17 protein-coding genes and 1 pseudogene are annotated in these 22,108 nt (G+C 69.1%); 9 read left to right on the top strand and 9 right to left on the bottom strand.

Annotation, left to right across the window (positions count from 1 at the left end; translation table 11 throughout):
* Positions 1-27: 27 nt before the first annotated feature.
* The gene (locus tag LZ199_RS42855; protein ID WP_253999604.1) at positions 28-1,779 is read left to right on the top strand and encodes an aminotransferase class V-fold PLP-dependent enzyme; all 1,752 of its coding nucleotides are present in this window, start codon (positions 28-30) and stop codon (positions 1,777-1,779) included.
* A gap of 6 nt (positions 1,780-1,785) precedes the next feature.
* Here LZ199_RS42855 and LZ199_RS42850 read toward each other — a convergent pair whose 3' ends face one another.
* A complete protein-coding gene (locus tag LZ199_RS42850) occupies positions 1,786-4,377 on the bottom strand; it encodes a LamG domain-containing protein (protein WP_253999603.1) in 2,592 nt (863 codons plus the stop codon).
* Positions 4,378-4,764: 387 nt separating this feature from the next.
* Here LZ199_RS42850 and LZ199_RS42845 point away from each other — a divergent pair, with 387 nt between their 5' ends.
* From LZ199_RS42845 to LZ199_RS42820, 6 genes are all read left to right on the top strand, one after another.
* Positions 4,765-6,075: an OprO/OprP family phosphate-selective porin gene (locus LZ199_RS42845; protein WP_253999602.1), complete on the top strand. Its 1,311-nt coding sequence runs from the start codon at positions 4,765-4,767 to the stop codon at positions 6,073-6,075.
* A gap of 11 nt (positions 6,076-6,086) precedes the next feature.
* A complete protein-coding gene (locus LZ199_RS42840) occupies positions 6,087-7,115 on the top strand; it encodes a sulfate ABC transporter substrate-binding protein (protein ID WP_253999601.1) in 1,029 nt (342 codons plus the stop codon).
* Positions 7,116-7,118: 3 nt separating this feature from the next.
* The gene (gene cysT / locus LZ199_RS42835) at positions 7,119-7,961 is read left to right on the top strand and encodes a sulfate ABC transporter permease subunit CysT (RefSeq protein WP_253999600.1); all 843 of its coding nucleotides are present in this window, start codon (positions 7,119-7,121) and stop codon (positions 7,959-7,961) included.
* A gap of 5 nt (positions 7,962-7,966) precedes the next feature.
* Complete coding sequence (gene cysW, locus LZ199_RS42830; protein WP_253999599.1) at positions 7,967-8,818, top strand: sulfate ABC transporter permease subunit CysW; 852 nt, start codon at positions 7,967-7,969, stop codon at positions 8,816-8,818.
* The gene (locus LZ199_RS42825) at positions 8,815-9,879 is read left to right on the top strand and encodes a sulfate/molybdate ABC transporter ATP-binding protein (RefSeq protein WP_253999598.1); all 1,065 of its coding nucleotides are present in this window, start codon (positions 8,815-8,817) and stop codon (positions 9,877-9,879) included. Before cysW ends, LZ199_RS42825 begins: the two co-directional genes overlap by 4 nt.
* A gap of 85 nt (positions 9,880-9,964) precedes the next feature.
* Positions 9,965-11,311: a glycoside hydrolase family 16 protein gene (locus LZ199_RS42820; protein ID WP_253999597.1), complete on the top strand. Its 1,347-nt coding sequence runs from the start codon at positions 9,965-9,967 to the stop codon at positions 11,309-11,311.
* Positions 11,312-11,366: 55 nt separating this feature from the next.
* Here LZ199_RS42820 and LZ199_RS42815 read toward each other — a convergent pair whose 3' ends face one another.
* A complete protein-coding gene (locus tag LZ199_RS42815; protein WP_253999596.1) occupies positions 11,367-12,485 on the bottom strand; it encodes a hypothetical protein in 1,119 nt (372 codons plus the stop codon).
* Positions 12,486-12,512: 27 nt separating this feature from the next.
* Positions 12,513-13,043 (bottom strand): hypothetical protein, encoded by a 531-nt coding sequence (locus tag LZ199_RS42810; protein WP_253999595.1) that lies wholly within the window; start codon positions 13,041-13,043, stop codon positions 12,513-12,515.
* Positions 13,044-13,268: 225 nt separating this feature from the next.
* On the opposite strand from LZ199_RS42810, the gene LZ199_RS47145 reads away from it, so the two are divergent.
* Together LZ199_RS47145 and LZ199_RS42800 are read left to right on the top strand one after the other, a co-directional pair.
* On the top strand, positions 13,269-14,018 hold the full coding sequence (locus tag LZ199_RS47145; protein ID WP_253999594.1) for an RCC1 domain-containing protein: 750 nt from the start codon (positions 13,269-13,271) through the stop codon (positions 14,016-14,018).
* A pseudogene (locus tag LZ199_RS42800) lies at positions 13,906-14,133 on the top strand (RCC1 repeat-containing protein); the annotation flags it as partial. The gene LZ199_RS47145 and the pseudogene LZ199_RS42800, both read left to right, overlap by 113 nt.
* A gap of 204 nt (positions 14,134-14,337) precedes the next feature.
* Here LZ199_RS42800 and LZ199_RS42795 read toward each other — a convergent pair.
* The 6 genes from LZ199_RS42795 to tssF all read right to left on the bottom strand — a co-directional run bounded on the left by LZ199_RS42795 (position 14,338) and on the right by tssF (position 22,095).
* On the bottom strand, positions 14,338-14,883 hold the full coding sequence (locus LZ199_RS42795; RefSeq protein WP_253999593.1) for a TlpA disulfide reductase family protein: 546 nt from the start codon (positions 14,881-14,883) through the stop codon (positions 14,338-14,340).
* A 116-nt stretch (positions 14,884-14,999) separates the two neighbouring features.
* On the bottom strand, positions 15,000-15,389 hold the full coding sequence (locus LZ199_RS42790; RefSeq protein ID WP_253999592.1) for an HPF/RaiA family ribosome-associated protein: 390 nt from the start codon (positions 15,387-15,389) through the stop codon (positions 15,000-15,002).
* Positions 15,390-15,510: 121 nt separating this feature from the next.
* On the bottom strand, positions 15,511-16,584 hold the full coding sequence (locus LZ199_RS42785; RefSeq protein ID WP_253999591.1) for a hypothetical protein: 1,074 nt from the start codon (positions 16,582-16,584) through the stop codon (positions 15,511-15,513).
* 6 nt (positions 16,585-16,590) lie between these two features.
* Positions 16,591-19,248: a type VI secretion system ATPase TssH gene (gene tssH / locus LZ199_RS42780; protein ID WP_253999590.1), complete on the bottom strand. Its 2,658-nt coding sequence runs from the start codon at positions 19,246-19,248 to the stop codon at positions 16,591-16,593.
* An 85-nt stretch (positions 19,249-19,333) separates the two neighbouring features.
* A complete protein-coding gene (gene tssG, locus LZ199_RS42775; RefSeq protein WP_253999589.1) occupies positions 19,334-20,377 on the bottom strand; it encodes a type VI secretion system baseplate subunit TssG in 1,044 nt (347 codons plus the stop codon).
* The gene (gene tssF, locus LZ199_RS42770) at positions 20,341-22,095 is read right to left on the bottom strand and encodes a type VI secretion system baseplate subunit TssF (protein ID WP_253999588.1); all 1,755 of its coding nucleotides are present in this window, start codon (positions 22,093-22,095) and stop codon (positions 20,341-20,343) included. The genes tssG and tssF overlap by 37 nt, the downstream gene beginning before the upstream one ends.
* Positions 22,096-22,108 lie beyond the last annotated feature (13 nt).

Raw genomic sequence — 22,108 nt, 5'->3', positions numbered from 1 at the left:
GATCCTCCCTCCATCGAGAGGTGCGAGATGGAAGACGCCTGTTCGAGGTTGGTCGAGTCCATCCGAAGCGCCATCCTCGGGGAGGGGCGACTGCTCGAAGGGCCCTATGGTCCTCGCCGGCTCACCTACGCGGACCATGCCGCCTCCGGGCGCTCGCTGGGCTTCATCGAGGACTTCATCCGCGAGCACGTCCTCCCGCTCTACGCCAACACTCACACGGAGACGTCGGGCACGGGCGCGCAGACGACGCGCTATCGCGAGGACGCGAGGGAGCTCATCCACCGCGCGGTGGGAGGCGGCCCCGATGACGTCGTCCTCTTCTGCGGCTCGGGCGCGACGGCCGCCATCTGCAAGCTCATCGACATCCTCAACCTGCGCATCCCCGCGGACCTCGATGAGCGATTCGACCTGGGCTCGCGCATCCCGCCCGACCAGCGCCCCGTCGTCTTCGTGGGGCCCTACGAGCACCACAGCAACGACCTGCCGTGGCGCGAGTCCATCGCGGAGGTCATCACCATCGACGAGGACGCCGACGGGCGCATCGACGTGGCCCACCTGGAGCGCGAGCTGGCGCGCTTCCAAGACCGGCCGCTGCGCATCGGCAGCTTCTCGGCGGCGAGCAATGTGACGGGCATCCTCAGCGACCAGGAGGGAATCGGCGCGCTCCTGCGCCAGCATGGGGCGCTGTGCTTCTGGGACTTCGCCGCGGCGGGGCCGTATGTCCGGGTCAGCATGAACGGACGAGAGGACGGGCCCCGTGTGCCGAAGGACGCCGCGTTCCTGTCTCCGCACAAGTTCATCGGCGGGCCGGGCACGACGGGCGTGCTCGTCGTCAAGCGCTGGCTGCTGGGCAATCGCATCCCCACCGTGCCCGGCGGCGGCACCGTGTCGTACGTGAGTGGCCGCGCGCACGTCTATCAGCGGGACCCCGTGCATCGAGAGGAGGGGGGCACGCCCGCCATCGTCGACTCGATTCGCGCGGGCCTGGTCTTCCAGCTCCGCGAGGCGGTGGGCGTGGAGGCCATCGACGCGCGTGAGCAGGACTTCGCGCGGAGGGCCCTCGCGCGCTGGGGCGCGAATCCCAGCTTGCGCATCCTCGGCAACCCGGCGCTCCGGCGCCTGCCCATCATCAGCTTCCTGGTGCGCCATGGAGAGGCCTACCTCCACCACAACTTCGTGGTGGCCCTGCTCAACGACTTGTTCGGCATCCAGGCGCGCGGAGGGTGCTCCTGCGCGGGGCCGTATGGCCACCGGCTGCTGGGCATCGACCCCGTCACCAGCCACCGCTTCCAGGGCGTCATCCTGCAAGGCACCGACGGCGTGAAGCCTGGGTGGGTGAGGCTGGGCTTCAACTACTTCCTCTCCGAGACGACCTTCGGCTTTCTGCTGGATGCCGTGGACTTCGTCGCCCACGAGGGCTGGAAGCTCCTGCCGCACTACGTGCTCGAGCCCTCCACCGGACAGTGGCGTCACCGTGAGCACGCGCGGCGACTGGGGCGGCTGAGCGATGTCTCCTATGCGAGCGGCGAGTGTGCCTTCCCGGCCCCGGGCCCTTCCGCGCCGGAGCAGGAGCTGGAGGACTACGTCGCGCGGGCCCATCGCGTCGTCGAGCAGGCGCTCCAGGACGTGGGTGGCAAGACGGTGGAGGACGCTCCGCTCACACCCGAGGCGGAGCGCCTGCGCTGGTTCCCGTTGCCCGCCGAGGTGCTGGAGGTGCTTCAGCGCGTGCGGACCGGCACGCCGTCCGAGGCCCCCTTCCGACTCCAGGGGGCCTCATGAGTCACGTCACGGATTGAGCTTCCAGGGCACCGTCACGGCGGGCTGGAAGCAGTGCACGTTCGCGTAGATGCCCGCGCCCAGCTCCTGCACCACGCCCGCGCCATACCCTTGCGTCTGGCACCACCGGCTGACCTCCAGCTTGGAGTCGGTGGAGCTGAAGTTGCCAGCGCTCGACGCGGGGCCGAGCAGGTCCTTGGCCACGTCCTGGACGAGCCCGGAGTTGAAGCAACCCACCCAGGGGCGCGACGTCACCTCGAAAATCTGTCCCGTGCTCCACCCCAGGCTGTTGCACCAGCGGTGCACGGCGGCGGAGCAGTCGAAGCTCTGCGCGACGCGCTCGTCCACACAGCCGGCGTGCTTGCGCGCCAGCTCCTCGAAGGTGACGCCCAGGCTCTCATGCTGGATGGGGGCGCACGCCACCGTCACGTCCGTCGTCGTGGCGCCGGCCAGCGCGCCCAGCAGGGAGATGGGCGGACGGTTTCCGATGAGCTGCTGAATCGTCTCGTAGGTGTTGGTGGTGGAGGCCAGCGCGTCGTGGGCGCCGCGCTGCGCGCAGACGCGGTGCATGGCGGACGCGCACGCCAGCGTGCCCAGGGCCGCGTAGGTGTTGCAGGTCGGCTGCTGCTGGCTCATCCCGAACTGGCCCGCGGAGGGCGTCTCCTGGATGGCCTCGTCGCGGCAGTCCGCGCCGTGCGAGGACATGCAGATGGAGCGGGCGGAGCGCGCATGCGAGAAGAAGCGCACCTCGTCGATGGCGCCCCGGAAGGAGCCCTCCCCATTGGTGGGGCACGCCTGCGTGTTCAGCGTGTTGCCCGCGCCAATGGAGAGCGCGCCGGTGGCCAGGCGGAAGGTGCCCGTGGCGACGGGCAGCGCGCGCCCGGTAGGCACGCCGTTGACGTACTCACCGAAGGCGCCGGTGACGCCGTCCCAGGTGTAGGCCAGGTGGGTCCACGCGCCCAGGGGCAGCGCGGGACTCCGGCCCAGGCGCACGCGCGTGCCGTTGATGACGAAGGACATCTGCACCGTGTTGTCGGACTCGTAGATGAGGTCCAGCGCGTTGCCCTTCTGGAGCAGGTACCGGTAGGGGTTCCCCGTGGTGCAGCCGGTGTGGATGCCCGTGTCCGGGCGGACCGCGAGCTGGACGGTGAAGCCCCGCGCGAAGCCGCCCACGCCGGGCTTGGTTCCAGCGGCGTCCGTCAGGTTCACCGTGAGCGCCCCGCCGCCAGGGACGACGAGCGCCTTGCCCTTGCCGTGCGGCTCCCACAGCGAGCCGGACGTCGGCTGCGTCACCGCGTTGCCGGCGGAGATGGAGGCGGTGCCCACCAGCGTGCCCGTGTAGAAGTTCCCGGACAGGTCCGGGGTGCGCGTCAGGTCATACGCGCCCGCGCGCGTCACCAGCTCGTTCATCGGCAGGGAGAGCACGTGGAAGGGGTCCACCAGCTCGCCGATGTCCACCTCGTTGTAGTCCCCCGTGTTGCTGCCGAAGAGCGCGAGCACGTCATGCGTCTTGGTGACGGGCAGGTAGTGGTTCTCGTTGCTGGAGCCCGGCGGGAAGTTCTGCTCCGGTGCGCGCTCCTGCTCCAGGTTCCACATGGGGCCGGAATAGAAGAGGTGAGCGATGTCGCTGCGGTCCGTGTTGATGGCGCCATCGATGTGGTACGCCGTCCAGCCCGTCTCCGCGCCGATGAGACTGACGGCCTCGCGGCGCGCGCCGTCCGTGTAGACGACGCCGGTGTACGTGACGTTGCGCCCCTCGTGGTCCACCCAGGCGTAGGCGGCCCGGATGAGCGGCCCGGACGTCGTCTCACCGAAGAGCTCGCCGGTGGAGGCCTTCAGCTTCTGCCACGCGAGCGGGTAGCGCTTCACGCCCGCGGTGGTGTCGCTGTACATCATGGAGAGGGGGCGCGGATTGCTCCATCCCGTGGCCGCGCAGGGCGTGGCGTTGTACGAGTACATCAGGTGGTCGATGCCGCCGTCGTTGGCAGGGCCGCCCTGATAGATGAGCAGCCGGCCGTCGGAGGTCATCGTCGGCTCGATGCCTCGGATGCTCGCGCCGGTGACAGTGGTCAGATACTCCAGGTTGCCGGTGGTGAACGAGGAGATGTCCGCCTGCGGCGTGAAGGGCTGCGACACCCGGATGTCCACCGGACGGCGGCGGAAGCGGTTGGGCCCGTTGAACATCTGCGAGTCGAAGAGGAAGGGCTGGTACACCGCGAGCCCGCCCGACAGGACATAGGGCTGGGCCGGGTTGGTGAAGCAGAACGCCAGCGCGTTCTCTCCGTTCGTCACCTGGGTGCTGCGTCCAGGAGAGAAGGCCGTGGAGAAGCTCGGCTTGCCTTGAGCGTCGTACGTCACCGCCTCCGGCCGGAACACGCGCGCCAGCCACGTCGTCGTCGTCGTGGCGTGGTCCTCCCGGATGTTGCCCACGAAGATGCGCCCGTCGATGGTGGACGAATGCCCGTTCGCACCGAAGGGCGTGGAGATGCGCGTGTTCACCAGGGAGGGGCGCTCCGCGGCCAATGCCTCCGGGGCAGCCAGCAGCGCGGCGAGCAGCGGCGCGAGTCGTGGAACCCACATCGAATTGCGTCGAATGGACATGCGGAACTCCTGGGCGAGGAGTTCTGATTATGCTTGAATTGCTGGGTGCGATACTCATTGCACCTGGGGCCTTCGCGCGCGGCATTCCGTGGACGGAGGACGTGGCTGACATGGTTGGAACAGGAGGGAGTCCGCGGAGGCGTCACGCAGGGGGTGCGTTGACAAGCCCGGGGGTGCCGGGCATCGTGGTGACACTTCATGGCCCGGCTGCTCACCCACGCTTGTTGCTGCTGTCACGCACCTGCGGTGGGCGCCTGTCGACCCTTGACCTGATGCGCCTGGGTTGAGCTGGTTCGAAGAGCCCACCATCCGCGAGGAGGTGGGCTTTCGACTTTCTGGCTCCCGAGCCCACCGTCCATCGCGTTCCTCTCGCAGTCGAGGTCACGCATGGCAGGTCCCACACCTCACCGACTCTCCATCCTCGTCGCCGGCCTGGCCTGGCTGCTCGCGCCTCACGCGGTGGCGCAGACGCAGGCCCCCGAAGCGGCGCCCACCGCGCCGTCACCGTCTCCGGGGGGCGTCGCCGTCAAGGCCACCCCCGAGGGCATCTCCGTCTCATCCGCCGACAAGGCGGTCCTGCTGAAGCTGCGCGGCTACATCCAGTTGGATGGCCGCTTCTTCGAGAGCAAGGCGGACCGGCCGGGCTCCACCACGCTGCTCATCCGGCGCGCGCGTCCATTGTTGGAGGGGACGCTCTTCAACCTGTTCGACTTCCGGCTGCTGACGGACTTCGCGGCCAACGCGCCGCCGCTCTGGGATGCGTATCTGGAGTACCGCCCCAGCAAGGCCGTGCGCGTGCGGGTGGGCAAGTTCCGTCCTCCGGTGGGGCTGGAGCGCAACCAGTCCGGCATCAACACGCTCTTCGTCGAGCGCGCGTTGCCCACGGACCTGGTGCCCAACCGGGACGTGGGGGTGATGGTTCATGGAGACTTGTATGACGGCACGCTGAACTACGCGCTGGGCGCCTTCAACGGCACGGCGGACGGTGCCAGCGCGGACACCAACCTGGACGACAGCTTCGACGTGGCCGCGCGCCTGTTCACGCATCCATTCCGGGCCACGAAGCTCAAGCAGCTCTCCGGCCTGGGGCTGGGCATCGCCGCGTCGCGCGGGCAGCAGTTCGGCTCGGCGTCCACCACGGGCGAGGCTCCGCTGCGCACCATGGGGCAGCAGACGTTCTTCATCTTCCGGACGGGCACGGGAGCAGGGGAGACGGTGATTGCGCATGGCGAGCACGTGCGGCTGTCGCCGCAGGGGTACCTCTACGTGGGCCCCGTCGGTGCGATGGCCGAGTACGTGTCGTCCACGCAGGAGGTGAATCTGGGAACGCAGCACGCGCGCCTGCGCTTCGAGTCATGGCAGGCCAGCGCGTCGTACGTCCTCTTCGGAGGCAAGGCGGCCTATGACGGCGTCAAGCCCACGGACCCGCTGGGCGCGGAGACGGGCGGCTGGGGCGCGGTGGAGCTGGGGGCGCGCTACTCCGCGCTTCACGTGGACCCGGACGCCTTCCCCATCTACGCGGACCCCACGCGCTCGGCGCGCAACGCGCGAGGGTGGGGCGCGGTCGCCAACTGGTACCTCAACGGCAACGTCCGCGTGGCCACGTCCTTCGACCACACGAGCTTCGACGGAGGCGCCGTCGAAGGTGACCGCATCCCCGAGGACGTCGTCATGTCCCGCTTCCAGGTGAGCTGGTGAAAGGCCCCGTCATGCGTATCCCTCTCCGGCTGTCCCTGCTTGTCCTGCTGGCCCTGGGTGGATGTTCGAAGGCCGGGAGCGAGTCCGCGGCCCCGAGCACCGTCACGCTGCTCAACGTCTCGTATGACCCCACGCGGGAGCTGTACGCGGACGTCAACGCCGCCTTCGCGAAGCACTGGGAGACGGCTCACGGACAGAAGGTCTCCATCAAGCAATCCCATGGCGGCTCCGGCAAGCAGGCGCGGGCCGTCATCGATGGGCTGGACGCGGACGTCGTCACGCTGGCGCTGGCCTACGACGTGGACATGCTCCACGACAAGGCGTCGCTCATCCCGGAGGGCTGGCAGACGCGGCTGGCGAACAACAGCGCGCCGTACACGTCCACCATCGTCTTCGTGGTGCGCAAGGGAAACCCCAAGGGCATCAAGGACTGGGACGACCTGGTCCGCGAGGGCGTCGCCGTCATCACCCCCAATCCGAAGACGTCCGGTGGCGCGCGCTGGAACTACCTGGCCGCGTGGGGCCATGCCCTGCGCAAGCCCGGCGGCACCGAGGAGTCCGCGCGGGCCTTCGTGGCAGCCCTGTTCCGCAACGTGCCCGTGCTCGACTCGGGAGCCCGGGGCGCCACCACGACCTTCGCGGAGCGTGGGCTGGGCGATGTGCTCATCGCCTGGGAGAACGAGGCCTTCCTGCTGACGGACGAGGTGGGCAAGGAGCGCTTCGAAATCATCGTCCCGTCGACGAGCATCCTCGCCGAGCCTCCCGTGGCGGTGGTGGACCGCAACGTGGACAAGCGCGGCACCCGCGCGGTAGCGGAGGCGTACCTCCAGTTCCTCTATTCGGAGGAGGGACAGCGGCTGGCGGCGAAGCATCACTACCGTCCCCGCTCGGAGGAGGTGGCGTCGAAGCAGGGAGCCCGGTTCCCCAAGGTGACGCTCTTCACCATCGACGAAGTCTTTGGTGGCTGGCGCAAGGCGCAGGCGGCCCACTTCGATGATGGGGGCGTGTTCGACCGCATCTACGTCCCCCAGGCGCGCTGAGCCATGGCCTCGCTCACTCGCCGCCAGGTCCTGCCCGGCTTCAAGCTGTCGCTGGGCTTCACCTGGACCTATGTCGGGCTGCTCATCCTCATTCCGCTGTCGAGCCTGTTCCTCAAGACATTCTCCCTGACGTGGCCCCAGTTCTGGGAGACGGTGACGGCGCCCCGTGCGCTCGCCGCGTACCGGCTCAGCTTTGGCGCGTCGCTGTCGGCGGCGCTGGCGAACGTCGTCTTCGGGCTCCTGGTGGCCTGGGTGCTCGTGCGCTACCGCTTCCCGGGCCGCTCGCTGGTGGAGTCGCTGGTGGACCTGCCCTTCGCGCTGCCCACGGCGGTGGCGGGCTTGACGCTCACCACGCTGTTCTCCGCGAAGGGTTGGTATGGCCAGTACCTGGAGGCGTGGGGCTTCAAGGTGGCCTACACCTCCGTGGGTGTGGCCGTGGCGCTGACCTTCATCGGCCTGCCCTTCGTGGTGCGCACGGTGCAGCCCGTGCTGGAGGACATCGACGTGGACGTGGAGGAGGCGGCGGCCACGCTGGGGGCGACGCCGTGGCAGACCTTCGCGCGGGTGTTGTTCCCGGCCATCTTCCCCGCGCTGCTCAGTGGCTTCACGCTGGCCTTCGCGCGGGCGCTGGGGGAGTACGGCTCCGTCGTGTTCATCTCCGGCAACATGCCGCTGCGCACGGAGATTGTTCCGCTGCTCATCGTCACCAAGCTGGAGCAGTACGACTACGCGGGGGCCACGGCCATCGCCGTCGTCATGCTGCTGGCGTCGTTCCTCCTGCTGCTCGTCGTCAACCTGCTCCAGCGCTGGAGCCATCGCCGGCTGGACGCCCGGCCTGGAGCGTGACGGGCATGTTCGCTCCGACGATACATCTCCCTCGACGCAGGACGCGGACGCTGGAGGGCTCTCCCTGGGTCCGGTGGACGCTCATCACGCTGGCGTTGGGATTCCTGGCGGTCTTCCTGTTCGTCCCGCTGCTCGCCGTCTTCTCGTTCGCGTTCCAGAAGGGCTGGGAGGCGTACCTGGCTGCCATCACCGAGCCGGAGGCGCGCTCCGCCATCGTCCTGACGTTGACGGCGGCGGCCATCGCGGTGCCGCTCAACCTCGTCTTCGGCCTGGCCGCGGCGTGGCTCCTGGCGCGGTTCCGCTTCCGGGGGCGCGCGTTGCTGCTGACGCTCATCGACCTGCCGTTCAGCGTGTCACCCGTCATCGCCGGACTCATCTTCGTGCTGCTCTTCGGACGGCAGGGCTGGCTGGGGCCGTTCCTGTCCGAGCATGACGTGCACGTCATCTTCGCGGTGCCTGGCATCGTCCTGGCCACGGTGTTCATCACCTTGCCCTTCGTCGTGCGGGAGGTGCTGCCGGTGATGCAGGCGCAGGGCAGCGACGAGGAGGAGGCGGCGCTGACGCTGGGGGCGAGCGGCTGGCGCACCTTCCTTCGCGTCACGCTGCCGAAGGTGAAGTGGGGCGTGCTCTACGGCGTCATCCTCTGCAACGCGCGGGCGATGGGGGAGTTCGGAGCCGTCTCGGTGGTGTCCGGGCACGTGCGCGGCGTCACCACGACGCTGCCGCTGCACGCGGAGATTCTCTACAACGAATACGACTTCGCGGGAGCGTTCGCCGTGGCGTCGCTGCTCACGCTGCTCGCGCTCGTGACGCTGGTGCTGAAGAAGTACGTGGAGTTGAGGAGTGAGGCGTCATGAGCATCATCGTCGAGCAGCTCACCCGGCGGTTCTCCCCGGGCGGCAGTCCTGCCGTCTCGGACGTCTCGTTCCACGCGCCCGCGGGCGCGATAACGTCCCTGCTGGGGCCGTCCGGCGCGGGCAAGTCCACGCTCCTGCGCCTCATCTGTGGGCTGGAAGTCCCGGACGTCGGCAGAGTCCTCATCGACGGGGTGGACTGTACGTCGCTGCCCGTGCAGCAGCGCAACGTGGGCGTCGTCTTCCAGAGCTATGCCCTGTTCCGGCACATGACGGTGCGCGAGAACATCGCCTTCGGACTCAACGTGCGGAAGCTTCCTCGCGCGGAGGTGGAGGCGCGCGTGGACGAGATGCTGCGCCTGGTGCAGCTCGAGGCGCTCGGCGAGCGCCATCCGGGCCAGCTCTCCGGAGGACAGCGCCAGCGGGTGGCCTTCGCGCGCGCGCTGGCCATTCGTCCCCGGGTGTTGCTGCTGGATGAGCCCTTCGGCGCGCTCGACACACGGGTGCGCGAGGAGCTGCGCGAGTGGCTCCATGCCCTCCATACGCGCACCGGACTTACGACGCTGCTGGTGACGCATGACCAGCAGGAGGCCCTGGAGATTTCGCAGCACGTGGTGGTGATGAGCGATGGACGTGTGGCGCAGGCGGGCTCGCCGGAGGACATCTATGACCGGCCCGCGTCGCCCTTCGTCGCGTCGTTCATCGGCGGGGCGAGCGTCCTTCGCGGCCACGTCCTGGAGGGCAGGGCGTCGCTGGGCTCGCTGGCGCTGTCCGTGCCCGCCGCCGCCCGGGAAGGAGAGGCGGTGCACGCCTACGTCCGGCCCCACGACATCAAGCTGGCCCGCTCTGGCTCCACGGAGGGCGTCACGCCCTTCACGGGCAGGGTGCAGCGCTTCAAGCCCGTGGGCGGCTTCGTGAAGGTGCTCCTGCGCATGCCCTCCGGAGACGAGGTCACCGTGCAGGTGCCTCGCTCGGAGTTCGACGCGCTCGGCGTCGGGGAGGGGGACGCGGTGCGCGCCGATGTGCTCACCGCCTCTGTGTTCGTGGGCGACTACGCCATCTGACGCGGGCTACACGAGCCTCTGCAAGGAAATTGGAAATGCTGGTATTCCTAGAAAGAGTTGTCACGACCTTTTCCAGGAGGAATGCATGGCAGGACGGACCGAGGCGTGGTGGGTGGTTGCCGGACTGGTGCTGGCGGGCTGTGGCAGTGAGGTGGCGGTGGAGCCCGAGGCGGTACCGCTGGAGAGTCAGGCGCAGAAGGAGCTGGCGTACGACCCGGGGGCAGGTTGGAGCCTGGCGTGGCAGGACGACTTTGGCGGCACGAGCCTGAACGCGGCGAACTGGAACGTGCTGACGAGCAACCACGACCCCGTCACGAACAACTGCAACTTCGGTACGGGAGAGCTGGAGTTCCCGCGCGCGCAGAACGTCACGGTGAGCGGGGGCAAGCTCATCCTCACCGCGGAGCGGACGTCGGATGGGCCGTATGACTCGCGCTGCGCGGGTTACGGGCCGCGCTCGTTCTACTCGGGGCGCATCCACACCAAGGGCAAGGTGGAGCGACGCTACGGCAAGCTCGTCGCCAGCATCAAGGTGCCGTCCGGGTACGGCATGTGGCCGGCGTTCTGGACGCTGGGCGCGAACATCTCCAACGTCGGCTGGCCGGCGAGCGGTGAAATCGACATCCTGGAGTGGCACTCCAACGAGCCGTCGTGGATGAAGGTCGCGACGCACTCGTCCAACGGAGTGCAGCACTGGGGCTCGGGGGCGAACCGGGGCTACAGCGTCGCGGATGCGTTCCACGTCTACGAGGTGGAGTGGACGGCGGACCGGATGATCTTCCGCCTGGACAACCAGATTCGTGCGAACGCGGACTTCGTCCACAACGACCCGGCGTTCCAGCAGAACCACTACGTCCTGCTGAACCTGGCGCTGGGTGGGAACTGGTACGGCAATGCGTCGCCGGCCTCCATCGACCTGCCCTCCGGGCAGCGCAAGACGATGGAGGTGGAGTGGGTGCGCTGGTACCAGGCGGGCGGCTCCACGGGCCCCTCGCTGGCCAACCCCAGCTTCGAGGCGAACATGAGCGGCTGGTCGACCTGGAGCCCCAACGGCACGGAGGCCGCGGACTTCAGCGAGACGCACAACGGTGGCCGCACGGGCAGCTATCACCTGACGCACTGGACGAACGCGACGCCCTTCGAGGTGTGGACGTACCAGTCCGTGTCGGGGCTCGCGTCGGGCAACTACAAGGTCCGCGCGTGGGTGAGGAAGGCCGGTGGTTTCGACCTGGCGCGCATCCAGGCGAAGACGTGCGCCTCCTGCGGGCCGGTCTTCACGGACCTGGGCACGTATGGCGCGTGGACGCTGGTGGAGACGCCCGCCATCAACGTCACGGGCGGCTACCTGGAGCTGGGCTTCCACACTCGGGCGACCACGGGCAACGGCGCCAACTTCATCCACATGGATGACGTGGAGCTGGTGCGCCTGTAGCCGCACGGGCCCCTGGTGGTGGAGCGCGGACTGGCTCCACCACCGGGGGGAGTTGCTACCAGCCGAAGCCGGAGACGCCGAACAGCTTGGCGCGCTTGGGGGTGTCGAAGACGCGCAGCGGCATCGCGGTGCGGTCACGGAAGGAGAGGATCTCCGCGTAGCGGCCCTGCTTCAGCGCGGAAGCGAAGCGCTCCTCCACCGTCACCGGGTCCACTTCGATGACCACCGTCTGCCACGCCTTGAACTTGCAGTCCTGGCGGTAGACCAGCTTGCCCTGGTCGTCGATGCGGTCGATTTTATTCGTCTCCTTGCAGTCCCAGATGGGCTCCTTCAGCTTCTCCTTCTTGAAGGTCACCTTCACCATGCCGCCCGCCTCCTTCTTCACGGAGGCGATGGTGCCCTTCTCCTCTTCCGCGGGGCCGGAGCGGAAGTCGAAATTCAGTCGGGGCCGGGGCATGCGCAGGTCCTCGGCGCCATCAATCTCCGTCGGATGCTCGACGATGTAGCGCAGGGCCGCCCAGCGCGCCGCCTCCAGCGGGCCGGTGGCCGCCACGGCGCCCTGGACCTGTCTGGCGATGACGAAGGCGTTGGGGTCCTTCTCGTCGATGGACTCACACACGGCCAGGCTGTTGGCCATCAGGAAGGGCGTCGTCTCGTTGAGCAAATCCTTCGCGTCGTTCTCCGTGGCCGGCTTGCGCTCCGCGAAGTACTTCGCCAGCTCCGCGCGGAAGCCCTCCGAGCAGCCCTTCGCCTTGGCCTGGAGCCTCTTGTTGTTCAGGTTGAGCAGCAGCTCCGACGCCTTGTCGAGCAGGGCGCTGTTCTTCGCGTGCTGGGCCTTGAACTCGGAGAGGGCCTTCGCCGGCTCGTCGAACACCACGGCCTTGAGCGCCGCGTCATCGGCCGTGAGCTTCTCCAGGCGCTTGCGCAGCTCCGCGCGCTTCGCCAGCGCGTCGTTCCAATGAATCTTCGCCCAGAGCGCCAGGTAGCGCGGCAGCTCCTTCTCGGCGGCCAGCTCCTTGAAGTACCGCACCTCGTTCAACCGCTGTCCCACCGCCGCGCAATGCGTGAAGTCGAGCAGCGTGTACGGGGTGCGGGACTTGTCGGACCAGTCGCGCAGCAGGTTGGTGGCGCAGCTCTTCGCCGAGAGCACGTCCTCCACGGCGGTGGTGTCCATCCAGTCGTAGCCGCTGCCCGAGCCCCGCTAGCACAGCAGCGTCTGGAGCGCGGAGCGGGCCCCGTACACCTTGGCCGACTGCTTCTGGGGATCAACCTCAATCTCGTTGCAGAACTTCCGGGGGAGCTTGTCCTTGCCGTTCGAGTCCGCCTCGAAGCCGAACAGCTCCTCCACCTCGGCCTCCGTCAGGCCGGAGGCGGCGACGAACGCGGCGCGGTGCTGTGCGGCCTCCGGCTTGTACTTCGCATCGGAGGCATCCAGGCACTGCGCATGGGCAATGGAGCTGACGACGACGGGAGCCAGGTAGCTGCCCTGCGAGTCCTTCACGTCGGACTCAATGGACATCGTCGCGGTGATGGGGCTGCGGTTGGGCGCGCACCACGGCTTGGGAGCCGCCAGCGCCGCACCGCCCCACAGCACGGACAGCGCAGCGCCCGCGGACGCCATCCGCTTCAGCCACGAACAGGGCGAAGAGGTCAGGTTGGCGACGCCTCCTGACCGAAGTGGCAGCGCGGTTTCAATTGTTTCGGAGTAGCTGAAGTCTCTGCGAAGGAACATTTCCAGGTCCGCCCGATGTGGTGCGAGGCACGTCGTCCCGCTCTCGCGAGGCCTCACGCATGGGGAAGACGGAGGGTGCGTCTGAATGTCGCGCGACGAACCCCGCCTCGGGTTCCAGCGGCGAGTTTCCTTTCATCGTAAATCGTGTTTAATCTGAATTGATTGACTTTCAGTGGGTGGGTGGGAGCGCTGGAAGTACTCGCATCCTGTTTGGGGAGGGGAAACATGAGACGTGAGGAGACGCTGTCGCGCGGTCGGCTGGCCTGGTTCTTCGTGCTGCTTCTCGGGCTTGGGGGCTTGGGTTGCACGGAGGCTGTTTCCCAGGAGTTCTCAGCGCCGGAAGTGGGGACGGTGAAGGCCGCGGAGGGGCTGCCCCGGAATCAAACCGTCTCGGCGGGCCGTCTTCACTCGCTGGTGTTGCGCCCGGATGGAACGGCGTGGAGCTGGGGCTCGAATACGTTCGGGCAACTGGGAGATGGCACCGCGCGGACGCGTGCGTTGCCCGTGCGGGTCTGGGGCTTGTCCTCGGTGAGCATCGTCTCGGCGGGAGACCTGCACTCGCTGGCGTTGAGGGCGGACGGCACGGCGTACCTGGGGTGCCAATGCGGACGGGCAACTGGGGGATGGTGGCACCGCGCAGCGCGCCGTTCCGGGCTGGTGCCGGGCCTGACGACGGTGGTTGCCGTCGTGGGTGGCGGCGCTCATTCCATGGCGCTGAAGGTCGATGGAACGGTGTGGGCGTGGGGGCAGAACGCCTTCGGCCAGCTTGGCGATGGGACGACGACGAGGCACCCCTCTGCCGTGCAGGTCCTGGGGATGTCGAACGTGACGGCGGTGGCGGGGGGGACAGCACTCCCTGGTGTTGAAGTCGGACGGCTCGGTGTGGGGTTGGGGCGGCAATGCGCGCGGCCAGCTGGGCGAGGGCACGACGACACTCCGGGCCGCTCTGGTGCAGGTGGTGGGGCTTGCCGGTGACGTCCTGGCGCTCGCGGCGGGGCGCGGCTTCTCCCTCGCCTTGAAGACAGACGGCACCGTCTGGACGTGGGGCGAAAACGCCAGTGATCAGCTTGGGGATGGGACGACCACCGCGCGAAGCGTCCCCGCGCGAGTTCCGGCGTTGCGCGACGTCGTGGGCGTGTCGGCGGGTGACACTCGCCGGCCATTCGCGATGACCGTGTGCTCTGGGCTGGGGACTCAATGCCTACGGCCAGTTGGGCAATGGCGTTCTTCCCTACCGGACCCAGCCGGTGAACATCTGGTGACGCGCTCCTGCCTCGCTGCGCACCGAGGTCGGCTACAGCATCCACCGCCACGACAGTCCGGCGAGGGTGGTGTAGCCCACCACGGAGCGTTCGATTCGCCCCTCGGGCGACAGGAAGAACACCGTGGGGAACATGTTCACCCGCCACGCCTGCTGAAGAGAGTCGTCACCCATCAGCACCGGATAGTCCACCGCGTGCTCCTGCGTGAAGCGCCGCACGGCGTCTTCGTCCTCGTAGGCCAGCGCGACGGAGACGACATGCGCGGAGTCTCCCGCCAGCCGCCGCAACTGGGAGAGGTTGGAGGACTCCGCGCCGCACACGCCGCACCAGGGCGCCCAGAAGGCGAGCACCACGGGCTTGCCGCGCAGCGACGCGAGCGACACCGTCTCTCCGTCCAGGGTGCGCAGCGTGAAGTCCGGCGCGGGAGCACCCGAGCCTGGAAGGTTGCGCGTCTGCCACGTCGCCACCGCCGTGAAGACGAGCGCGAGCAGGACCAGGTCCACGCCCCACCGCACCCACCAGCGCTGGCGCGCTCGCGCCCAGGCGGCCCGCATGTTTCCCAGCGCTCCGCCTTGCATCCATGACCTCCACACCGTGCCGCGCGGGCGCCAGGGCCCTCGCGGCACGTAAAATCATCCTGCCACCGTCAGGGCCCTTCCGGGGGTGGAGGGGCCCTGACGCGGCTCACCTCACGTCAGGAGGGGCTGTGCTGCTCCTCGGGCTCCCAGGGCGTGGTCCTGACGCTCTCCCCGGCGCTGCGGTGCGAGGGTCCCAGGGCCTTGCCCACCGCGCGGCCCGCGCGCTCCAGGGCCCTGTCCACCGCCCCGGCGAAGCTCGCGTCCACGGCCTCCGCCGCGAGCTGGCCGCCCTGCTCGAGCTGGACAGTCACCTTGGCCACCTTGTCCACGCCGCCGCGTGGGCCGTTGATGTCCTCCAAGCGCACTGTGACCTCGCGAACCCTGTCGGACAATCTCCCCATCGCGAAGCGCGCGCGGCGCTCCACGTGGTGACGCAGGGTGTCGGTGAGGGTGAAGTGTCGGGCTCGGATTTCGATTCGCATCCTCGGCTCCTTCTGGCCCACCATGGGCCTATCTCCTATCTGCAGGCGCGGGAGTTTCGGCGCCAATAGGAAAAGCCCCGGAACCTCTTCGAAAAAACGAAGGGTTCCAGGGCGGAATGAGGAGGCGCCAGACGCTGTTCGGCCTTTACGGGCCGCCGCTCTTCGCCGCGGCCGGAGGCGTCTTCGCGGGCGGAGCCACCGGCTTGCTCGCCTCTCCGGCCTCGGGCGTCGCGGGCGTGGCCACGGCCGTCCCAGGCTTGTTCTTCGGCGGCATGGGCACCAGCGGCTTCTCCGGGTCCATCTTCGCGCCGATTCGCACCTGCTGCTCCACCATGCGGGACCACAGCGAGGCCTTGGTGCTGACCACCGCGTTGGACTCCAGCACCAGCGTGCGGGTGTCCTGGGCCCGGCGGTAGATGCGCGGCCCCACGTCCGGCTGCGCCGGGTCCGAGTCGCTCACCTGCACCTGCTCCTGCACGCCGATGCCCGCCTCGGTGAAGGACAGCGTGGACGTGAGCTCGAACTTGCGGATGAGCTGATTGGGCAGCTTGAAGGTCGCCTCGCGCGCCAGCGGGAACCACGCGGCGCCCAGGCACGCGCGCTCCGGGCTGGACACCGACTCCGTGAAGAAGCGGTTGCGCCGCAGCGGCATGATGCGCGCGTACCGACGGCACACGTCGGTGCCGTCCGTGGTGCACGCGTCGCCCTCCGCGACGAGGATGTCCGCGCCGCCCACGCGCTCCAGGCGCAGCTTCGCGTTCTTCGGCATGGAGCGCAGCGAGCCCAGCGCCTCCACGCGGAAGCCCTGCTCCGTCGTCTCCACCAGGGCCACCGGACCCAGGGCCTCGCCGTTGGTGAAGCGCCGCGTAATCACCCACGCCAGGCGCTGGCCGGCCTTCAGCGTCTCCAGCACCAGGTCCTCTTCGGTGAGCTTCGCCGCCGGAGGCAGGGGCAGGGCGTCCGGGCCGGCCTCCACGCAGTCGTCGGCGGTGGGGTCCTGCCACCACACGGGCGCGCCCGCGCAGTCCACCGCGGGCTGGGGCGCCGCGCTGGTGTCCTTGTCATAGCCGTGCAGCAGCAGGGCGAACCAGATGTCTGGCGTGGGGAAGGAGCGCGCGTTGGGGCCCGCCTCGGCGAAGCACATCGCCGGCTTGGGCGCGCTGGCGCAACCGGCCAGCAGGGACAGGGCGACACCGCAGACCTGAAGCGTTCGTTTCATGGGTTCTCAGGCCTCGGCGAACCGGAGGTCCCAGTCGCCTTCCGGGGTGAGGGCCACGTGGAGCTTGGGGGGCACCGCGCCGCCCACCAGGTGCTGCAACAGCTCGCGGGAGAGCACTGGCATCAGCGAGCCCTGGAGGATCTGCTCCATGTTGCGCGCGCCCATCTCCGACTCCGTGCACCGGCGCGCCAGCTCGTCCAGCAGCTCCGGCGCCAGCGTCGTCTCCACGTCATGGGCCTCGCGCAGCCGGCCCACCAGCTTGTTCAGCTTCATCTCCGCGATTTGCCGCATGACGTCGCGCTGCACGGGGCCGAAGGGCACCACCGTCATGCGCGCCAGCAGCGCGGGCTTGAAGTGCTGGCTGAGCGTGGGGCGGATGGCCGTCAGCACCTGCTCCGACGAGGGCTCCAGACCGTCCTCGAACATCTTCATCACCCGGTCCGAGCCCAGGTTGCTGGTGAGGATGATGACGGTGTTCTTGAAGTCCACCGCGCGGCCCTCGCCGTCCGTCAGCATCCCCTTGTCGAACACCTGGTAGAAGAGGTTCATCACCTCCAGGTCTGCCTTCTCGCACTCGTCCAGCAGCACGACGGAGTAGGGCCGCTGCCGCACCGCCTCCGTGAGCAGGCCGCCCTCGCCGTAGCCCACGTAGCCCGGCGGCGAGCCGATGAGCCGGCTCACCGTGTGCTTCTCCTGGAACTCGCTCATGTTGAGCGTCGTCATGAAGCGCTCGCCGCCGTAGAGCGACTCGGCCAGCGCCAGGGCGGTCTCCGTCTTGCCCACGCCGCTGGGCCCCACGAAGAGCATCACGCCAATGGGTGCGTCCGGGTTGCGGATGCCCGCCTGGGAGATGCGGATGATTTCGCCCACCTTCTTGAGCGCCGCCTCCTGTCCGCGCACGCGGGTGCGCAGCCGGTCCTCCAGGTTCAGCACGGCCTCCAGCATGTCGCCGCGCATCTTGCCCACCGGCACGCCCGTCCAACCCGCTACGACGCGCGCGACGATGTCCGCGTCCACGTCCGAGTGCACCAGCGGCACCTCGCCGCGCGACTCCGCGAGCGTCTTCGCCGCCGTGTCCACCGCTGCCTTGAGCGCCGCGGGCTCCGCGCCCGGGGCCGGCTCTCGCAGCGCCTTGCGAGCGTCCATCAGCGCGACGACGGCCGCGCGCTCCGTCTCCCATCTTGCGTGCAGCGAGGCCCGCGAGTCCTGCGTGGCGCGCAGCTTCGCCTCCGCTTCGGCCAGGGCCTCCTGCTCGTCCTCGCCGCCTTCACCGTCGTCCAAATCCCGCTTGAGCGCGTCGCGCTCGCGCTCCAGGCCGGAGATCTCCTGCTCCAGCGCCACCAGCTCCTCGGGCCGCGTGGACAGCTCAATCTTCACGCGCGCCGCCGACGTGTCGAGCAGGTCCACCGCCTTGTCCGGGAGCTGCCGGCCGGAGATGTACCGGCTGGACAGCCGCACCGCCGCGGTGACGGCCTCGTCGCGGATGGTGACGCCGTGGGACGCCTCGTACGTGGGGCGCAGGCCGCGCAGCATCAGCTCCGCGTCCGCCTCGCTGGGCTCCTCCACCTTCACCGGCTGGAAGCGCCGCTCCAGCGCCGCGTCCTTCTCGAAGTACTTCTTGTACTCGGCCCACGTCGTCGCGGCGATGGTGCGCAGCTCGCCCCGCGCCAGCGCGGGCTTGAGCAGGTTGGCCGCGTCGCTGCCGCCCTGTGATCCGCCCGCGCCGATGATGGTGTGCGCCTCGTCGATGAACAGGATGATGGGCGTGGGGGACGCCTTCACCTCGGCGATGACGGCCTTGAGCCGGTTCTCGAACTCGCCGCGCACGCCCGCGCCCGCTTGCAGCAGGCCCAGGTCCAGGCCGAGCAGGTCCACGTTGCGCAGCGCCTCCGGCACCTCGCCCCGCACAATCGCCCAGGCCAAGCCCTCCACGAGCGCCGTCTTGCCCACGCCCGGCTCGCCCACGAGGATGGGGTTGTTCTTCCGGCGCCGGGAGAGGATGTCGACCATCTGCCGGATTTCGCGGTGACGGCCGAAGATGGGGTCGATCTTCCCCTCGCGCACGCGGCCGGTGAAGGACGTGGCGAAGCGCTTGAGCGCCTCGTCACCACGGCTTCCAGAAGCGCTCGCCGAGCCGCCACCGGTGCCGCTCGCCGCGCCGTCGGAGGTGACGACCTCCACGTTCTCCGGCGAGGGCTGCAGCAACACGTCCAGCGAGCCGAGCAGCTCGTCGCGGGAGATGGCGTCCAGCTCCGGGAAGATTTCAGCGGTGTAGCGCGAGCGGCGGGTGATGAACTGGACGAACAGGTGGCCCGAGCGCAGCCGCGTCGCGCCGTGCTCCACGGAGGCCAGAAGCCACGCCTCCTCGAACCACTGGAAGAGCGTCTCGGAGAAGACGGGCCGCCCGGCGTTGCCGGCGCGCAGGCCCTGCAGCGCGCGCTCCATGCTGGTGGCCAGGTGCCGCTTGTCCACGCCGAAGTGGTGGAGCAGGCGCGCCGCGTCCGAGTCCTCCGGCTCCAGCATCTGCGCCAGCAGGTGCTCGGGGACGATTTCGTAGAAGCGTCCCGCACTCGCGCGCGCCACCGCCGCTTCCAACAGGCGGGTGGAGGTGGGCGTCAGGCGACGGACAAGCGCTTTCGGATCGACGCGAATGGGAGCCCCCAAGCTGTGACAACGGTGGTCGAAGGGTATACCGGGCGGCTCTCACGCCGTAAATCCCCGCACCCGGGGCCGCCCATATCGGAGTGTCTCATCTCCCGACGGGAACACTCAGGTGTGTCTGCTGGCTGGAGCCCAGCCAGGTGTCGCGGCCGAGCTGGCTCGGCTCCTTGCGCGAAAGCCGGAACTGCTGGCGCACGCCCTCGGTGAGCCCCAGCTCCAAATCGTATTCCAGCGGATCCCTGACGAAGAGCGACACCACCTCCCGAACGAGGGGGAGCAGGTCTCCATCCGGCATCAGCCGCTTGTACGCGCGCGGCGGCAGCGGGCTGATGTGCAGTTGAATCTTCCCCGTCCGGTCGAACGCCTTGCCCCCCAGGAGCATGTTGCGGCCGAGCACGTGGTTGGCCCGCCCGAGCTGCACCCGGGCGTCGATGTCCACCCAGCGGCCGACGAACTGCCGCACCGACACCCGCGCGCCCTCCAGGTCCTCGTTCAACACGTCCTGGAGCGCCACCTCCAGCTGCTCCGCCGTGCGGGCACGGCTGGCGAGCAGCGGGGCGATGCGCAAGAGGCGCCAGGTCGGCAGGCCGCCCTTGCGGGGCTGCTCGTACGTGTCGAAGCCGCCCAGGGCGAGCAACCGGCGGGACCACTGGTCCGTGAAGGTCGTGTCCGTCTCGCTGGTGATGCGGTACTTCGACTCGATTCGATACAGCAGCGACAGGAGCCGGTGGTGGAACAGGTCCAGGAACTCGCGCCGCACGGGCGCGTCCGGGTCCTCCTGGGCGACCTCCTCGGCGATGTAGTGGGGCAGGGGACTCACCGCACCCGTCAGGCCCAGGAAGCGCGTCACCACCTCGAACAACGGACGGGTCGCGTATGGGTCCTCCGGCCGCACCGGCACCTGCCGCAGCGTCACCTCGCTGACGTCGCCGGAGGGAAAACCCAGCGACGGGTCATGCCGGAAGCGGATCATCTCCTCGTTGACGGGGCCGGGCCCGCCCACGCGCACCGCGTCCTTGGTGAGCCGCTCCAGGAAGGCCACCAGCGGGAAGAAGCCCACCCGGGGCGCCGCCTCGGCCAGCTTCCGGGCCGCTTCTACAAGAGCGTCTGGGAGCCGTTCCTCGGAAGCCACATGTACTCCGTCTGCGAGGGGTGGAGGCGGATGCTCAGCTCGTTGAAGGAGTTGATGGTGACGTGGGACGCGAGCAATTCCTCCAGCACGCAGCCGAAGAGGAACGAGTCCCCCACGCCCATGAAGTTCTCCTCGTCCAGGTCCACCCGGGTGCGGTGGCCTCGCAGCGGCGCGCCCTCCAGGAAGCGCGTGACGGGCTTGGTCTCCACCGCGCGGATGGCGTTGATGCGCAGGCGGCTGGCGCGCGCGGCCAGGTTGTCCGTGAGCGAGTGGAAGTTGTACAGGTCCATCAGCCGCCGCAGCGCCGCCGCGTCCGCCAGCGAGTGCTGGTTGATGGCCAGGTGAGACAAAAGCCGCCAGTGCAGCTCCGCGCCCAGCGGCGCGCGCGCCGGCCGGCTCACCGGGGAGATGTTCTTGAACTTCGCCTGCGTGGGGCTGGCGGACGTGGACTCCGTCAAGTCACCCACCTGGAGCCGCGACGGCAACATGCGGTTGGTGCACGTCAGGTCGATGGAGAGCGCCTCCTCGGCGCCGAGCTCCGGGGCCACGTCCCGCGGAGTCTCCAGCGTGATGTACATGTCGATGGCTTCATCCAGCGGCGAGTGCGTGCGCCGCAGCCGGTAGAAGGACTGCTCCGCGTCGCCGCCCACCGTGTGGCTGAACTCGAAGAAGGGCCGGTAGCCGCGCCGCTCGTTGCGACCGGCCTTCAGGCCCGTCACCGAGTCCACCGAGTACACCTCGGCGTGATTCGCCGGCAGGTCCGCGGCGCGCAGCAGGTGCTCGCGGTCCAACGCGTGGTGCAGGACGGGGTCGGCCGAGGCGCTGAAGAGGTTGACCACCGGCGTGCAGTGCAGCCGGAACATCTCCCGGTGGATGCGCGAGTCCAGGGGCGGCGGCCGCTCCAGGTGGAAGGCAATCTCGAACCGGTCCTCGCGGACGTGCGCCGCCGCCGCGTCCAGGTTCTTCACGTCGAAGAACAGGAACTTCTCCGGCAGCGTCAGGTACTCCTGCAACAGCCGGTAGCCCTCGCTCGCGCGCGGCCACGGCAGCATCCGGAAGTCTCCCTGGAAGCCCACCGCCTGGATGGCGCCCGCGGGCAGCTTGATTCCGTCGCCCTGCGAGGACGCGCCGCGCACGCGCACCTGGCCGCAGTAGCGCAAGAGGCTCAGCAGCACCACGGCGGAGGCGGACAACTCTCCGTGGATGAACAGACGCAGTCCCTGCTGGCGGAACACCTCCGCGCGGCCCTGCTCCGTCGTCTGGAAGGACAGCCGCAGCACGGGGGAGGCAATGGACGAGCGGTCCAGCACCGCGTCGGTGATCTGCACCGGCAGCAGGTCCACGTCCGTCGTCGTGCGGAAGACGCAGCGGGTGCCGTCGATGGGCTGCGAGGCGACCTCCGCCCCGGCCGCCAGCTTCGAGCGGCCGCGCAGCGAGCGCAGGTGCGGGGAGAACTCGACGATGGACGCGGCGGGCAGGGGGCGCAGGTAGTGCGGCAGCAACAGCTCCGTCAGCCCGTGCACCAACTCCGGCACGTCGTCGTCCACGCGCTCGCGGATGCGGGCCGTCAGGAAGGCGAAGCCCTCCAGCAGCCGCTCCACGTCGGGATCCGCGCCGCGCTCCACCAGCAGGCCCGCGAGCGACGGGTTGGCCAGCCCGAAGGCCCGGCCCATCTCCCGCAGGTACGTCAGCTCACTCAGGTAGTACTTGCTGAACATCCTCGCCCTCCGC

The sequence above is a fragment of the Myxococcus qinghaiensis genome (assembly GCF_024198215.1).
Taxonomy (GTDB): Bacteria; Myxococcota; Myxococcia; order Myxococcales; family Myxococcaceae; genus Myxococcus; species Myxococcus qinghaiensis.
The sequence above is the reverse complement of the archived record's forward strand: the minus strand, read 5'-3'. Positions and strand labels throughout refer to the sequence as shown.

Coding starts and splice junctions, on each gene's coding strand:
- LZ199_RS42855 (WP_253999604.1), top strand. CDS start 28: ATGGAAGACGCCTGTTCGAGGTTGGTCGAGTCCATCCGAAGCGCCATC.
- LZ199_RS42850 (WP_253999603.1), bottom strand. CDS start 4,377: ATGTCCATTCGACGCAATTCGATGTGGGTTCCACGACTCGCGCCGCTG.
- LZ199_RS42845 (WP_253999602.1), top strand. CDS start 4,765: ATGGCAGGTCCCACACCTCACCGACTCTCCATCCTCGTCGCCGGCCTG.
- LZ199_RS42840 (WP_253999601.1), top strand. CDS start 6,087: ATGCGTATCCCTCTCCGGCTGTCCCTGCTTGTCCTGCTGGCCCTGGGT.
- cysT (WP_253999600.1), top strand. CDS start 7,119: ATGGCCTCGCTCACTCGCCGCCAGGTCCTGCCCGGCTTCAAGCTGTCG.
- cysW (WP_253999599.1), top strand. CDS start 7,967: ATGTTCGCTCCGACGATACATCTCCCTCGACGCAGGACGCGGACGCTG.
- LZ199_RS42825 (WP_253999598.1), top strand. CDS start 8,815: ATGAGCATCATCGTCGAGCAGCTCACCCGGCGGTTCTCCCCGGGCGGC.
- LZ199_RS42820 (WP_253999597.1), top strand. CDS start 9,965: ATGGCAGGACGGACCGAGGCGTGGTGGGTGGTTGCCGGACTGGTGCTG.
- LZ199_RS42815 (WP_253999596.1), bottom strand. CDS start 12,485: ATGGACACCACCGCCGTGGAGGACGTGCTCTCGGCGAAGAGCTGCGCC.
- LZ199_RS42810 (WP_253999595.1), bottom strand. CDS start 13,043: ATGTTCCTTCGCAGAGACTTCAGCTACTCCGAAACAATTGAAACCGCG.
- LZ199_RS47145 (WP_253999594.1), top strand. CDS start 13,269: ATGAGACGTGAGGAGACGCTGTCGCGCGGTCGGCTGGCCTGGTTCTTC.
- LZ199_RS42795 (WP_253999593.1), bottom strand. CDS start 14,883: ATGCAAGGCGGAGCGCTGGGAAACATGCGGGCCGCCTGGGCGCGAGCG.
- LZ199_RS42790 (WP_253999592.1), bottom strand. CDS start 15,389: ATGGTGGGCCAGAAGGAGCCGAGGATGCGAATCGAAATCCGAGCCCGA.
- LZ199_RS42785 (WP_253999591.1), bottom strand. CDS start 16,584: ATGAAACGAACGCTTCAGGTCTGCGGTGTCGCCCTGTCCCTGCTGGCC.
- tssF (WP_253999588.1), bottom strand. CDS start 22,095: ATGTTCAGCAAGTACTACCTGAGTGAGCTGACGTACCTGCGGGAGATG.